Genomic DNA, 14363 nt, shown 5'->3' on the forward strand with positions numbered 1-14363 from the left:
CGTGCACCCTCTGCTCGTGCGGCTCGCGTCGTGGCGGCCGGACGGCCGTCGTCCCTCTGAAACGAGATCTCCGCCCTCGTCCCGCTCCACGGCCCCGCGACCTCACGGGCACCGCGATCACCGCCGATGCCCCCTCTGCGGGCGGGGAGCCTCTCCCCCAGGCCGGCCGCCCTGGCACATCGCCCTGGACCATTCCAACGCCCGTACGGGCCCGTCATCGATCGCCCGCGCAACCTCCGAACCGTCCACGGCGGGACGGCAGAGCCGCTCGCCTGCACAAAGGTCGGCCCAGGCATCCCAAAACCGTGGTCAGCAGGGGACGTTGTAAGGAAAATGGCCCTCATGACGTACGAAGGCTCCTCCATCGACCCGTCCAAGCCCAGCATCGCCCGCGTCTACGACTACTTGCTGGGCGGCAAGGACAACTACGCCGTGGACCGCGAGATCGGCGACGTGTTCAAACGCGACCTGCCCGGCTCGGTGGCCATCGCCTTCGCCAACCGCGCGGCCCTGACCCGCGCGGTCGGGGAGATCGTGAAAACCACCGGTATCCGGCAGTTCATCGACCTGGGCAGCGGCCTGCCGACGGCCGACAACGTCCATCAGGTCGCGCAACGGCACGCCCCCGAAGCCCGGGTCGTCTACGTCGACATCGATCCCCAAGTCCTGGTCCATGGCCGTGCGTTGCTGGAGAAGGACGAACGGACCCGGGTCGTCGCGGTCGATGTACGCAATCCCGAGGGCGTCCGCACCCACCCCGACACCGTGGAAATGATCGACTTCACCCAACCGGTCGCCGTCATGTTCAGCGCCATCCTCCACCACGTCAACGACGACGAGGACCCGGCCGGCATCGTCCGCTACTGGCGTGAGAACGTGCCGTCCGGAAGCTACTTCTTCATCAGCCACTTCCGCTCGGGCAACAACCCACAGACGCAGGAGGCCGAGAAGGTCCTCCAGCAGACGTTCGGCCGCGGCCGGTGGCGCACCGACGAGGAGCTCGCCTCCCTCCTCGACGGCCTGGAGATCCTCGACCCCGGCATCGTCCCCGCGCCCCTGTGGCGCCCGGACCAGACCGCCACTCCCTGGAACGACAGCGGGGAACGGCAACTCACGGTCTGGGAACACCTCATCGCCGCCGCCCTCGCCCGCAAACCCTGACCACCACGCGCAACCGGACGGATCATCGCTGAGGGCGCCCAGCCTCAGGTCGGTCGTGCCTTTTCGCCCCGCCGCCGAAGGGAGGCACGGGCGTAGAGGACCAGCCGCCCTGAGGTGCGGTACATCTGATGGAAGGTCACTGCACGTGCACAGAAGTCGCGTATACGCGGTCATCATCGACACACCCGAATCCGAGGCCGCCCAGGCGGCGAGCTTCTGGTCAGCGGCTCTCGGGGTCGACGCTCAACCGTTTCCACCGGAACCGCAGTTCACCACCCTCCATCAGGCTCTACCCGGACTGATCACCGCCATTCAAGCCGTCGACGACGCGCCCCGTATGCACCTGGACATCGAGACCGACGACGTCGAGGCGGAGACCGCGCGCTTGATCGCCCTGGGTGCGGAGCAGATTTCACAGTGGCAGGAGTGCCACGTGCTCCGAGTGCCTGGCGGGCAACTCGTCTGCGTGCTGCCCGTGGAGAGCGATCCCGAAGGCTTCCGGGCACGGGCCACTGTCTGGCCGTAACCCGCAGCAGTTGTGTTCAGCCAGGTTGGAAGAATGCGAGCAGTTTCTGGGCGGCGTCCGGAGACGTCAGCAATTCCTGCATGTCCGCGGACATCCGGGCGGCAGCGCTGGTGCGCTCGAACATCTCGCGTTCGTATTCCTTGACGGCGGCGGGAAAGTCGTTCGGGTGCGCGGCCAGCGCGAGACCCAGCACGGCGCCGTCGAGCAGCGCCATGTTGGCGCCCTGTCCCACTGGCGGCATCAGGTGCGCGGCATCGCCGACCAGCGTGACACCCGGCGTCGACGGCCAGGTCAGACCGACCGGCAGAGTGGTGATCGTCCGGGGCACGACCATGTCGTCGCAGGCCGCGATCAGCGCGGTGAAGCGCGCGTCCCAGCCGGGGAGCAGGTCGATCAGCCTGGCACGGGCGGCGGCCGGGTCGTCGAACGGGATCCCGCTGGTGGCGAACCAGTCCTCGGGTGTGTTGTAGAAGCTGAGGCCGATGCGGACGCGACCGTCACCGTTGCGCTGCGCCCCCAGGGATATTCCGTTGCCGAGCACCCAGTAGTTGCCGCGCCCGACCATCGCCGCGAGGTCGGGATGTGTGCGGTCGATGTCGGGAATCCCGATCTCGACGACGTTCTGGCCGATATGCGCCGGGCGGGCATCGGTGAGGAGCGCGCGGACCCGCGACTGCGCGCCGTCCGCACCGACCAGCAGGTCATATGTCGCGCTGCTGCCGTCGGCGAAGTGGAGCAGGCCGTCGTCGGCGGACTTGTGCGTGTGGCCCCAGCGCACGGCGTCTTCGGGGAGGGAATCCAGTAGCAGGTTGCGCAGATCGGCGCGGTCGACCTCGGGTCGATCGAGCGGGGCGTCGTCGGGTGTGTCCTCCTGGAGCAGCAAAGTGCCATCCGGTTCCAGGAGACGCATGTCCTGGCCTTCGCCGCGGGCGATCGCGGAGAACTCGTCGATCAGACCGGCCTCGCGCAGCGCCCGCTGGCCGGAGTGGATGTCGAGCATGCCGCCCTGACCGCGCGCACCACGTGACGGCTCACGTTCGTACACGACGGAGTCGATGCCGTGCACGTGCAGCACACGGGCGAGAGTCAGCCCGCCGAGGCCGGCTCCGACGATGGCGATGGTCATGGTTGCCTCTTCCCGATACACCGTACGAATCGATACACTGTATCGCTCCATGCGATGTATTGTTTGCGGCATGTTGGTGTGGGAGAGGCCGGAGCCGCCGAATCGACCTGTACCGGCCCCGCTGAGCCGGGAGCGGATCGTGCGAGCGGCGATCCGGTTGGCCGACGCGGACGGCCTGGAGGCGGTCTCCCTGCGCAAGGTCGCGACCGCCCTGGACGTCGGGCCGATGCGGCTGTACAGCTACATCGCCGGCAAGGAGGAGTTGCTCGACCTGATGGTCGACGCGGCCTACGCCGAGATACGGCCGGTCGGAGACGACTGGCGGGAGGTACTCCGGTCGCTTGCCGAAACCACCCGGCAGGTCTCACACGAGCACGAATGGCTCGCCGACCTGCTCGGTGGACGACCACAGCTCGGGCCGCACGCGCTGGCCAGGGGCGAGGCTGTCGTGGCCGCGCTGGACGCCGTCGACGTGGACGCGGTCATGCCGGTGGTCACCGCGGTCGACGCGTACGTGATCGGTGCGGTGCGGCGAGAGATCGCCGAGCGGCGGGCCGAGCGTGCCACGGGGATGGACGAGAAGAGGTGGCAGGCCTCACTCGGTCCCTATCTGGAGCGGACCTTCGCCACCGGCCGATTCCCCGCACTCGCCACGGTGGTGCGCGATGCCGCCCACCTGGACGCCGACCAGACCTTCCGGATCGGCCTCGACTTCCTGCTCGACGGCATCGAAGCCCGCATCGCAAAGTGACGCGCGGTTCAGGGCGCGAGGCCCACGCCCTCCATCGGCCCGACGCTCGGTGCTGCGCGCGGGCCAGTGCAGGTCGCCGGGGACGCGGCCGCCAGGACCAACTCGAGAGCAGGGCTGAGCGACAGGTGAAGCGGAGCCGGCTGCCGCGGCGGCCGGCTCCTGAGTCAGCGACACCTACACCGCCCCTGCGCAAGGGAAGCGCCCGCCCATCGACCCGCAGCGGCCACCAACTGGGCGGACCTTCCCGGTCACCGCACCAGCGAGCGGTGACCGGGGCGGTCCCGATCCGGTCGTGTACAGCCCCGCCGATTCGCGTGACCTGCTCGACCAGCCCGGATCGTCATCACGAAATCACGACAGACCTATTTGCCGCTCGGCCGGCCCGAAACGTATCCGCCGGATTTACTCAGCAGCCCGTTGCGTTGTAATTCCAGAACGCCGCCCTGGTCTGCGGTCCGGCGATCCCATCGGGAGTTCCGGCGTTTTCGCCGACGGCGTTCAAAAACTTCTGGAGCGCCGTGATCGTATTGGTGCCGACGACCCCGTCGACGGTACCGGCGTTGTAGCCCCAGGCGTTGAGCATCCTCTGCGCGGCCTTCCAGCTGTTGGTGCCCAGCTGCCCGTCCTCGGTACCGGCGTTGAAGCCCCAGGCGTTCAGGCAATTCTGCCAGTTCTTGGCCCGGGCTGTGTTCAGGCCGAGGTTGTTCACTGCGAGGATCGAGGCATGCGGGCTGCTGACCGCAGGCTTGGTGGCGTGCTGAGGGGCCGCCACGCTCGCACTCGCACCCGCAAGGCCTCCAGCGGCGATGCCGACGACGGCGCTCGCGACAACAAGTGCCCTGGTCAGAGAAGTTCGCATTGTTTCCTCTTTCCGATCGACGATGAAGGAATTGACGCGACCGCCCATACCGGCTGTCTGCGCCGCCGCAAGCGTGCCAGGATCGCGCTCCCAAATCCCGTGAAAATGCGAGCTACTTTTTCGTATGACCTGATTCAGGCCACATTTCAAGCACGCTCCACAGGAGATCCAGTCAGAGAGTTCTGTGAATTCCGGCCGGGGACGGTTGAAGGGCTCGGTCCGCCGTCAGGCAGAGCTCTTGCGGTACGGCCAGGCCCGTCGGTCGGCACACCTCCGCCCCGGGTGGCCCCACGGACACCGGCGTGTCAGAGCCGGGGCGGCGAGCGCTGCGGTTGACGCTTGGGCTGTGCGGTCGTCGGCCGCAAGACCGGCATCAGGAGGTTGAATCGCATGCTTGTTCTGGGCCGCTCGCAGGTCGAGGCGCTGCTCGACATGGACTCGCTGATCGACGCACTGGCCCTGGCGATGGCAGACCTCAGTGCGGGTCGCGCCTCGGTACCCGACCGCGTCGCCGCCCTGGTGCCCGAACGCGATGGATTCCTGGCGGCCATGCCGGGCTTCCTGCCATCGGCCGGGGTACTCATGACCAAGCTGGTGTCACTCTTCCCGCACAACGACGGGACGCGGTTGCCCACCCATCAGGCGCTGATCGTGGCGTTCGACCCGGACACCGGCGAGCCCACTGCCCTGCTGGACGGTACGGCCATCACCGCAGCGCGAACCGGCGCCTGCTCCGCCTTGTCGGCGCGACTGCTGGCCCGCGAGGATGCGACAGTGCTGGCACTGCTGGGCACCGGCGTGCAGGCGCGGTCCCACGCCCGCGCGATCTGTCGGGTCCGCCCGATCCGCCAGATCCGCGTCGCGGGCCGGAATCCGGCGAAAGCCGCTGCCCTGGCTGATGAACTCTCAGCCGCACTGCAGGTCGACGTCCAGGCCGTGTCCAGCTACGCCGCGGCACTCGACGGCGCGGACATCGCGGCCGCGGCAACGCACGCCGTCGAACCCGTGATCCGCCGGTCCTGGCTGGCACCCGGGGTGCACATCACGTCCGTGGGGTACAACCCGGCGGGTCGCGAGATCGACGACGCCACGGTGGCTGAGGCGCTGGTGTGCGTCGAATCGCGCCAGGCCGTGCTCGCTCCGCTTCCTGCGGGCAGCAACGACCTGCTCATTCCGATCCGCGACGGTCTCATCACCGCCGATCACGTGCACGCCGAACTGGGCGAAATCATCGCCGGCAGCAGACCGGGGCGCGCCACGCCGGACCAGATCACCCTCTACAAGTCGGTCGGCGTGGCAGCGCAGGACGCCGCGGCCACGGCCCTGGTCGTCGCCTCCGCCCGCGAGCAGTCAATCGGCGAGGAGATCACCCTGCGGTGATGCTCACGCCGTTCTCCTCAGGCTCGGCGACCTCAGTCGAGTCCGGAGGGTCCTGCATGCGATCCTGACCGCGAGTGCCGGCGAGTGCTCGCGACGGGCAGACGCCGTCGGCGCTCAAGCTGCTCTACCCGCACGGCCCGACGTCCCAGGAGCCCTGCGCGTCGGCGCCCGTGAGCCGTCTGCCCCGAAGCGGCGGACGGCCATGCCACCTGAACTCAGATACGAGTGGTCAGCGCACTGAACGACGGCAGCATCGCCTGACGAGCCTTCAGCCCACAGGCACAGTTCAGTCAATGGATGCGGGCGCCAGGGGCGCAGTTTTACGCGACCAAGGTGCGGCGGCACTCACGCCCGCTGGTCGCCCACTGATCAACGCCCCGAAGGCTACGGCTGCCTGCCGCGCCTCTGGACGGATCACGTCAACACGGTTATCCGACAAGTACATGGCCCCGATCGAGGGAGGCGCGCTCACCCGATACGGGCGCATCGGTCAGCGCCGGCGTACCACCGGGCTACCGGATGCGTTGCAGCGGCATGGACCAAACATCCACCACCACGGGATGCCTCCTGACCCACGGGAGGCACCGCCTCCCCCATGCCGAACTCACCGACGTCTACGGCATGAACGTGCCGATCTACACCGCCCTCGTGGCCGAGTGGTGGGCCCGGGGGCGCACAGTGCCCGGCCGGCACGATGCCCAGTGGGCCACGCTGGCCGCCCCACCCGCGACCGGGATGCCTGGCGGCACGGAAATTCGAATCGGCACCGGGGCCTGGGAACGCGTGGCTCTCTTGGCACCCGGCGCAGGCTGAGCAGTCGCCGGATACGCAGGCCGTCACCGCCACATTCGGCCGGTGTCCGCAGTGCCCGATCCGCGCAGAAACCGCGTGCGGACTCGGGCTTCGACGGCTGCCGTTTGGGCGCCGGGGCGGAGGGATGAGGCCGGGTCGAGCAGGGTGGCGAGTATTCCGGTCGCCTCCTGGAGGGCCACTTCCACGGCCGCCGGGGCGTACAGGGTGCCGCTGCCGTCGGGCGGTACGAGCCAACGGAGGGAGCCGGCGGCCCGCTGCAGCGCCGGGACGGCGATCCACGCGCCGCAGCCGGCGTAGCGGACGCCGTCACCGACCCAGCGGCTACGCGGATCCGGCGGCAGGAAGAAGCCCACCCGGTGGGAGGTGAAGTCGGCGAGAGTGGGGCCGGGCTCGTGCCGCGGCGAGCGCAGCAGCACGTCGAGGGCGAACAGGCCCAGTTCTTCCGGGACGCTCAGCACGTCCCAGAACCGGCCGGCGGCCAGCACCGCGGTGCCGGAATCCGATTGCCAGGCCCGCTTGCAGGCCCGGGGGTCCGTCGCGGCGGCGGCGAGCCACTCAACTGCTTGCTGCGCCTGGTTTCTCAAGAGCTCTCCTCTGCGGGGCGGCGTGCGGGTGGAACGGTACCTCTGACAGAGCGCAAGATTGTGCGAATTTCCGGTGGTCTGACCGGAATGCTCGGCGCCCATGCTGGTGCATATTTCTACGTGGCGGAAGGGGTGGCGCGACATGGCGCTTTGCTCTGGCGCGAACGACCGCGGGTTGTCGAGGCGCGCTGAAGCGGTCCGAAGGGCAAGCCTGTTGACGAGGTTCAGGGTCCGCGGCTGGTTCATCCGCCTTCGCGAGTGGGAGTGCCGAGTGGCCTGGCGAGGATGGCCCGCGGCGCGCGACCCGTTGGCTTCGCTGGTACAGACGGCGCAACGCCTCGACTACGGCGCAGGCCGGTCCAGCAAGCTCGATGACGATGACGATGACGAGCAGCGGTGAGCGCCACACCGCAGCCGGTGAACACGATCCGGCGGGACTGTGGTCGGCGTTGAGCACATGCACAGAAGCGGTTTCGGGGTCGAGCAGTCCCTGGGGGGTGGTGGCCTGGGCTCAAGGGGGCCGACGTTGTGCCCGGCGCCTGCGTGGCGGTCGTACCCGCGCGGCACCCGCCGTCCTCTATCCGAGCATGAGCATCGTCTCGGCCACCTCGCCGACCGCCGCATCGGGGATCGCGGTGGCGGCCTCGTCCAGGACGAGCAACCGTGCTCCGGGGATTTCGCGGGCGATCGCCTCGCCGTTGTCGACAGGGAAGAAGCGGTTGCGGCGGCCGTGGACGACGAGCGAGGGGACTGCGATCTCGGGCAGCCGCTCACGCCAGCGGGGTTTGCAGTCGAGCCTGGCAAACACCACGCCCATCTGGTTGGCCATCTGGACCGGGGGTGCGATGCCGGGCGTGCGGTCCCAGATGTGCGCGGCGATCGCGCGCGCGGCGACGGGGTCGTCGCCGAGGATCTCCGCGCCGGCGGCGGCGAACTCCGCTACCGCCTCGCGGTCGGCCCAGTCGGGCATCGCGCGCGCGAACAGCCTGCTCATCGTCGCCTGTTCATGGTCGGAAAGGTCGTCGTCGGGCGGGCCAGGGGCGACCGCGCGGGTGCCGACCAGGGTGAGCGCCGAGAACGCGCCCGGATGGTCGAGCACGGCCACCTGGGCGACCATCCCGCCGACGCCGATCCCCGCGAGGTGCGCAGGCCTCCCGCCGAGGACATCGGCAAGCGCCGCCGCGTCGGCGGCGAGGTCGCGCAGGGTGTAAGCGGGCGCTTGCGGGTCCGTCGCCGTCGACTCCCCGCTGTCACGCAGGTCGTAGCGGACCACGCGGCGCCCGCCGGCCGCGAGGTGCTCGCACAGCGCGTCCGGCCAGGAGAGCATCGTCGTCCCGCCCACGAGCAGGACGAGTGGCGCGTCCTCGTCACCGAACGACTCGATGCCCAGTGCGATCTCGTTGGCGTTGACAGTGACAGTGGTCATCGGATCACCGGGAGACGTCGTAGGTCAGGTGCGTCGCGGTCGATGTCGAGATCACGCTCCGCTGCACCAGTGTCCGCGGCGCTCCGCCGGTGAACAGAGGTGTCCCGGCGCCCAACATGACCGGCGCGAGGTGCAGCGACAGTACGTCGACCAGCCCGGCCTCCACCGCCGAGCCGACCGTGGCACCGCCGCCCATGAGGATGACGTCGAGGTCCTTGCCGCCTTCCGACGACGCCGCCTCGGCCCGCTCGCGCGCGGCGGCGACGGCGTCGGACAGACCGGTGGTGACGAACGTCCAGTCGAGGTTGGTCGTCCGCACCGACTCGGGCGGCGAACTCGTCACGACGACGAACGCGGGCTTGCCGACCTCGCCGGCGCCGTAGCCGGTTGTGTCGTCCCAGCCCTTCGGCCCGTCGACCACGTCGAACAGGCGACGGCCGAGGACGACGGCCCCCGAGCGAGCGGTCCCTTCTCGCAGGATCCGGCGATCGTCGGGGTCGTCGGAGAACGCCCACGTGTGCAGGGCCTCGCCGCCGGTGCCCAGACCGTTGTCGGGGCCGGGGTCGGGCCCGGTGACGAAGCCGTCGAGAGAGACCGAGATGTCAGCGATGATTCGAGTCATGCCAGGGCAGACCCGATCCGCCGCCCGAACTCATCGCTCACGCATGAAACGTGTGGCGGATGCGAACTGGAGAGCAGGATGCGCGCGGCGCCACGTCGGTCGTACGGCGGAGGTCGCCCCCGCTCACCTCAACAGCTGGTTCAACAAGGTCTCGCCCGACCTTCGATCACCCCTCGGCAGCCGCTCCCTGGCCCGGGCCCGAAACCAGGACTCTGGTGGCGAGGTTCGCCAGCTGTGCCCGCATTCTTTCCCGCGGCACGCGCTGCTCCCCGGCCAGGTGCTCGACGAGGTCGGCTCGTGTGGCGGCGAGCAGGGCGTGGGCGATGAAGTCGCTGTCCGTCAGGCCGGGGATCTGCTCCAGTACGGCTTGGAGCATGCTGTGCCACCGCTCGTAATGGTCCGGCTGGTAGGGACTGCTGCTGGCGCCTCCCGCCTCCAATGCCAGCGCGAGGCGCCGGTTGTCGAGCTTGAAGCAGAGGAGTGCGTCGAGCAGGGCGAGCACGCGGTCCCTCGGCGGGGTCGCGGGCCCCAGAGGTGGCGGCCCTGACTCGACGGCCTCTCCGAGCGGTTCGAGCCGTGCCTCGTACAGCGCGCGGAGCAGTCCGGCGCGATCGCCGAAGGCGCGGAAGAGGGTTCCCTTGCCGACGCCGGCCGCTGCTGCGACGTCGGCCATCGTGACGTCCTCGGGACTCTCGCGGCAGGCGAAGAGGGCGTCGGCGGCTTTGAGCACGGCTTCCCGGTTGCGGACGGCGTCCTTGCGGGACTTGCGCTCGGGCATGGTGCTCCCTCGTTTGCAAAGCGGACTAGCGGTCCGTATTGTCGAAGCGGACCTAGGGTCCGGATTCTGTGAACTGGAGGATACCCATGTCCGCACCGACTTCGCCGGTGGACCTGTACCACCACAGCCTGCGACTGCTGCTCGACAAGAACATTCCCGCATGGGTCGACCTGTGGGCCGAGGACGGCCTCATGGAGTTCCCCTTCGCTCCCGGGGGCTGGCCCCAGCGCCTGGAGGGCAAGGAGGCCATCGCCGACTACATGCGCCACTATCCCGACCACATCGATCTGCACGCCTTCCCCGACCTGCGAATCCATCGGACCACCGATCCGCAGACCATCGTGGTCGAGATGCGAGGCGTCGGCCGCCTGGTGAAGTCCGACGCTCCGTTCGACATGACCTACATCGCCGTCGTGACCGTTCGGGACGGGCACATCGCCTCCTACCGCGACTACTGGAACCCCCTCGCCGTCCAGGAACCCGGCACCGACTTCGCGGGGAGCAGCCGATGACGACCGCAGGCACCACCCTGGTCATCGGCGCCACCGGAACCACCGGCAGCCGCACCGCCACACAGCTGGCAGCCGCCGGCCACCGCGTCAAAGCCGCCAGCCGTCGGGCCGGCCAGGTCGCCGGCGCCGAGCCGGTCCCCTTCGACTGGCACGCTCCCGCCACCCACGCTGCCGCGCTCGACGGAGTCGACAGCGTCTACCTCATACCGCCGGTCGGGGACTCCGACCCCGCGGCGGTCATGCTGCCGTTCCTTCAGCAGGCCCGCAGCGCCGGCGTGCGGCGCGCGGTGCTGCTGAGTTCCTCGGCGATCCCCGCAGGCGGCCCGGCGGTGGGAACAGTGCACCAGGCACTGCCCGGCCTGTTCCCGGAATGGGCCGTACTGCGACCCTCGTGGTTCATGCAGAATTTCACCGGCTCGCACGCGCACGGCCGCAGCATCCGTGACGAGGGCAGCATCTGGACCGCCACTGAAGGCGGCCGCGTCGCCTTCGTCGACGCCGAGGACATCGCGGCCGTCGCCGTCCGTGCCCTGACCGACGAGCAGGCCCCCAACACCGATCTCGTCCTCACCGGCCCCGAGGCACTCAGCCACGACGACATCGCCCTCATCATCACCGAGGTCACCGGCCGACCCGTGACCCACCGTCGCCTTTCCTGCGAGCAGATGCGCGATCGCCTCTCGGCGGAGGTCCCGGTGGAGTTCGCCGCTCTGCTGGCCGACCTGGACCGCGCCATCGCCGCGGGGGCGGAGGACCGCGTCACCGACACCGTCCACCGCCTCACCGGCCGGCCCCCGCGCAGCTTCCGCACTCTGCTGGAAGAAGAGGTGGGCTCCAGCAGCTGATGTTCCGGGACGATCGGCAGTTCTGCTTTGGATCCCTATCGCGATCTCGGCCTGCCGTCCACGGCGTCAAAGGCGTTACGGCACGTCAGAAAATGAGGCACCGAAGGCGCCGCCAAGAGCATCGAAATGATCAAGGGGCCGTGGCGCTCCCAGGCGGGACAGCCGGTCAGTCGTCGGTGCACGAGGGCCAGTGATCTGCGGCCCACTCGGGCCAGCCCGGCCAGCCCGTCGGCGGGTTCGGAACATCGCCGCCGGCGAGCTCGGCGGCGTCGGGCTCCTCGAACTGCTCCCGCCATCGTTCTACGTCGGCCTCGCTCATCGGGAACGTCTGATGCGGTGCCCTCTCCTGGCGGTGGGCGATGCGCGCGAGCTGGACGTCCTGGTCCACGGGCACGTAGACCACCTGGCAGGCCGCCCCGGCCGACTCCGCCAGCCGGCGCAGTGCTGACCGTTCGTCGCGGCCCCAAAGTCCGTAGTCGAGCACGACGCTGGTCCCCAGCCGTAGGGCCTGCAGGGCGACCGCGATGAGCCGCCCTTCGAGCACCCAGCGCTTGCCGTCGGCCATCGAATCGCCGAAGAGCGGGATCATCCACTGATCTGGGGTCAGCCGCAGCGCCCGGTGCGTTGCGGCGAGCTCTGTGGCCAGGGTGGTTTTACCGGCTCCCGGGAGTCCGACCATCAGGAGCAGGGTGGTGACGCGCGGGTCCGGCGTGACGATGGGTCCGGCCGCATCCGGGCACGGGCATGGGCTTTCGCGCTGTGAATCGAAAGAGTGCGGCTGAGACATTGGTCCCCTGATCAGGCAGGACGGCCCGGCAGCACAGAAATGAGCGTGACTGCCAGCAGGACTCTGATCTGGCGGTAGGTCTCGGGGCTGACCTCGAGGGGGCAGCAACAGCGCCGTGGTTACGGCATCCCGGGCACCGCCGCAGCGGCGGTACGGGTGGTCATGGCAGCACAGCAGCACATGCCTGCACCGTAGCTCACCCGGTCGGCGAACCTCAGGAACATGCGCGTCAAGCGAACCGGGCTCAGCGCTGCAGCGCCCCGCACGTAGCTCGCCGATTCAAGCGCTCACTCGCCCACTGAAGGGTTCTGACCGTGCTTCCGCGTCCCGCTCTGCATGGGGGCTGGCGGCGGGTATCAGCCGGCCAGCTTGTTGAACTTGCGGATCTGCTGGTCGAAGACCCGGGCGGGTGCCATGCGGCGCAGCAGGCTGACGCGCCGGGCGAACGGGCCGGCGGTGGAGCGCAACCGCGGCCTGCGTGCGGTGGCCGCCGTGACGATGGCCTGGGCGACGACGGCGGGGGCGTCGCCACCCGTGACCGCCTCGGCGACCACCTGGTCGACGATGCGCCGCTGTTCCGCGTAGACCGGCAGCGGCGTTTCGGGCAGCACGAGGTTGCCCTCGAACGCGGTGTTGGTCCCCCCGGGCTCGACGAGCAGCACCCGCACGCCGTGCTCACGGACCTCGTGGTCCACGGACTCGGAATACCCCTCCACCGCGTGCTTGGACGCGATGTAGGCGGCCATGTACGGCTGGGGGATCAACCCGTAGATCGACGACAGGTTGATGATGCGCCCACGGCCCTGGGCACGCATGTGGGGCAGGACGGCCCTCATCATGCGGACGACGCCGAAGACGTTGATGTCGAAGACGCGCTGGTGCTGCGCCAGGGAGCTTTCCTCGATGGCGCCCGATGAGCCGATGCCGGCGTTGTTGACCAGGACGTCGATCCGGCCGAACCGATCGATGACCTGCTGGACCAGCGTGGCGACCGAAGCGTCACTGCTCACGTCGAGGTCGAGGAAGGTCACGCCCTCGCGGGGGGGCGACCTTCACGGTGTTCCGGCTGGTTCCGATCACCTCGAAACCCGCTTCGACCAGGGCGATGGCGGCGGCCTCCCCGATGCCTGAGGACGCGCCTGTCACAAGTGCTACAGGTCGTTTCGTGGCCATCATGAGCTCCTTGGATTTTGATCATGTCCACAGCGATTTGCGGCTTTCGGGGTTCCTGATCTCAACTCGCACCTTGTGTCGACATCTGACGAGAACCGCATCTCAATAGTATCTGTTCCTCAATTATCTGCAACTCTGATGTTGCAGTTCTTCAGGAAGGTGCAGCTCAGGAGTATCCTCTTTAAGGAGATACGAGTCGATGACGGGACGGGAGACCTCGTGGGACGAGCACTGCGGGCTGATGCCGAACGCAGCGTGCGCGCCATTCTGGAGGCGGCCGAGAGGGTCCTCGCCGAGGATCCCGGCGCGCCGATGGAGCAGATCGCCGAGGCTGCGGGTTTGGCCAGGACCACGGTGCACCGGCGGTTCGCGAACCGGCAGGCCCTCATCGAGGCACTGGCCGCTTCCGCGAAGCAGCAGCTCACCGACGCCATCGACGACGCCCACCTCGACACTGCTCCCCCACTGGTCGCGCTGCACCGCGCCACCGCGAACACGCTGCGAGTCAAAGGCGCCTGGCGGTTCACGCTCGGCAATCCCTTGGCGCAGACCGACGTCACCAAGGATGTCTGGGCCGAGATCAACGCCCGGTCTCTCGCCTTTCTCGCGCGAGCGCAGCGTGAGGGACTCCTCGATCCCGCGGCAGATCTGGAGTGGACGCGGCGGGTCTACTACGCCCTCATCGGCGAGGCCCTGCACGGGCCCGGCGCTGACGAAGACCCGGACGCACAGAACCCGGACGCACTGGCCACGCGTATCGTCGACACGCTGCTCCGCGGTGCGGGACGACGCGACTGAGCCGCACCCACCCGACGGCGCACCGGGGAGCGGGAGTCAGTAAGGGGTGCCGGCAGCAGGACTGGCAGAGCCGGAGTGCAGGACCGTTCCCCCGGGTGGCTTTTCTGCCATGCCGGTGGAGACGCTGCACGCTGTCCTGTGGCCAGGTGTGAACCTCAAAGTGCGGCAAGTCATGGTCATCGATGGCGACTTGGGGGGTCTGGGCGGCGGAATGTGGCCCAC

14 protein-coding genes and 1 pseudogene are annotated in these 14363 nt (G+C 69.1%); 7 read left to right on the forward strand and 8 right to left on the reverse strand.

The features are described 5' to 3' along the window. The first annotated feature begins 333 nt into the window (after positions 1-333). Complete coding sequence (locus ABZT02_RS11795; protein ID WP_356016686.1) at positions 334-1161, forward strand: SAM-dependent methyltransferase; 828 nt, start codon at positions 334-336, stop codon at positions 1159-1161. Positions 1162-1306: 145 nt separating this feature from the next. Next, positions 1307-1687, forward strand: a complete 381-nt coding sequence (locus tag ABZT02_RS11800; RefSeq protein ID WP_356016688.1) for a VOC family protein — start codon at positions 1307-1309, stop codon at positions 1685-1687. 16 nt (positions 1688-1703) lie between these two features. Here the strand turns inward: ABZT02_RS11800 and ABZT02_RS11805 are convergent, their stop codons facing one another. Continuing rightward, complete coding sequence (locus tag ABZT02_RS11805) at positions 1704-2813, reverse strand: NAD(P)/FAD-dependent oxidoreductase (protein WP_356017117.1); 1110 nt, start codon at positions 2811-2813, stop codon at positions 1704-1706. 70 nt (positions 2814-2883) lie between these two features. Between ABZT02_RS11805 and ABZT02_RS11810 the strand changes: the two genes are divergently transcribed. Continuing rightward, positions 2884-3564: a TetR/AcrR family transcriptional regulator gene (locus ABZT02_RS11810; RefSeq protein ID WP_356016690.1), complete on the forward strand. Its 681-nt coding sequence runs from the start codon at positions 2884-2886 to the stop codon at positions 3562-3564. 406 nt (positions 3565-3970) lie between these two features. Here ABZT02_RS11810 and ABZT02_RS11815 read toward each other — a convergent pair whose 3' ends face one another. Further along, positions 3971-4423 carry a peptidoglycan-binding domain-containing protein gene (locus ABZT02_RS11815; RefSeq protein WP_356017119.1) on the reverse strand — a complete coding sequence of 151 codons (453 nt, stop codon included), beginning with the start codon at positions 4421-4423 and terminating at the stop codon, positions 3971-3973. Between the two features lie 390 nt (positions 4424-4813). Between ABZT02_RS11815 and ABZT02_RS11820 the strand changes: the two genes are divergently transcribed. Beyond that, positions 4814-5803 (forward strand): ornithine cyclodeaminase family protein, encoded by a 990-nt coding sequence (locus ABZT02_RS11820; protein ID WP_356016692.1) that lies wholly within the window; start codon positions 4814-4816, stop codon positions 5801-5803. A gap of 836 nt (positions 5804-6639) precedes the next feature. Here ABZT02_RS11820 and ABZT02_RS11825 read toward each other — a convergent pair. The 4 genes from ABZT02_RS11825 to ABZT02_RS11840 form a co-directional block, all read right to left on the reverse strand. Continuing rightward, the gene (locus ABZT02_RS11825; RefSeq protein ID WP_356016694.1) at positions 6640-7200 is read right to left on the reverse strand and encodes a hypothetical protein; all 561 of its coding nucleotides are present in this window, start codon (positions 7198-7200) and stop codon (positions 6640-6642) included. Positions 7201-7777: 577 nt separating this feature from the next. Then, complete coding sequence (locus ABZT02_RS11830) at positions 7778-8626, reverse strand: alpha/beta hydrolase (RefSeq protein WP_356016696.1); 849 nt, start codon at positions 8624-8626, stop codon at positions 7778-7780. Between the two features lie 4 nt (positions 8627-8630). Further along, entirely contained in the window at positions 8631-9248 is a 618-nt protein-coding gene (locus ABZT02_RS11835) for a dihydrofolate reductase family protein (protein ID WP_356016698.1), read from the reverse strand. A gap of 166 nt (positions 9249-9414) precedes the next feature. Continuing rightward, positions 9415-10026, reverse strand: coding sequence for a TetR/AcrR family transcriptional regulator (locus ABZT02_RS11840; protein WP_356016700.1), 612 nt, complete (start codon positions 10024-10026; stop codon positions 9415-9417). An 86-nt stretch (positions 10027-10112) separates the two neighbouring features. On the opposite strand from ABZT02_RS11840, the gene ABZT02_RS11845 reads away from it, so the two are divergent. Together ABZT02_RS11845 and ABZT02_RS11850 are read left to right on the forward strand one after the other, a co-directional pair. Then, positions 10113-10538 carry a nuclear transport factor 2 family protein gene (locus ABZT02_RS11845; protein ID WP_356016702.1) on the forward strand — a complete coding sequence of 142 codons (426 nt, stop codon included), beginning with the start codon at positions 10113-10115 and terminating at the stop codon, positions 10536-10538. Further along, positions 10535-11383, forward strand: coding sequence for an NAD(P)H-binding protein (locus ABZT02_RS11850; protein WP_356016704.1), 849 nt, complete (start codon positions 10535-10537; stop codon positions 11381-11383). Before ABZT02_RS11845 ends, ABZT02_RS11850 begins: the two co-directional genes overlap by 4 nt. 166 nt (positions 11384-11549) lie before the next feature. Here ABZT02_RS11850 and ABZT02_RS11855 read toward each other — a convergent pair whose 3' ends face one another. Beyond that, complete coding sequence (locus tag ABZT02_RS11855; protein ID WP_356016706.1) at positions 11550-12062, reverse strand: ATP-binding protein; 513 nt, start codon at positions 12060-12062, stop codon at positions 11550-11552. Between the two features lie 464 nt (positions 12063-12526). Continuing rightward, positions 12527-13343, reverse strand: a pseudogene (locus tag ABZT02_RS11860) (oxidoreductase). Positions 13344-13562: 219 nt separating this feature from the next. On the opposite strand from ABZT02_RS11860, the gene ABZT02_RS11865 reads away from it, so the two are divergent. After that, a complete protein-coding gene (locus ABZT02_RS11865) occupies positions 13563-14141 on the forward strand; it encodes a helix-turn-helix domain-containing protein (RefSeq protein ID WP_356017121.1) in 579 nt (192 codons plus the stop codon). The last annotated feature ends 222 nt before the right edge of the window (positions 14142-14363 follow it).

Source organism: Streptomyces sp. NPDC005402, from assembly GCF_040606575.1.
Classification (GTDB): domain Bacteria; phylum Actinomycetota; class Actinomycetes; order Streptomycetales; family Streptomycetaceae; genus Streptomyces.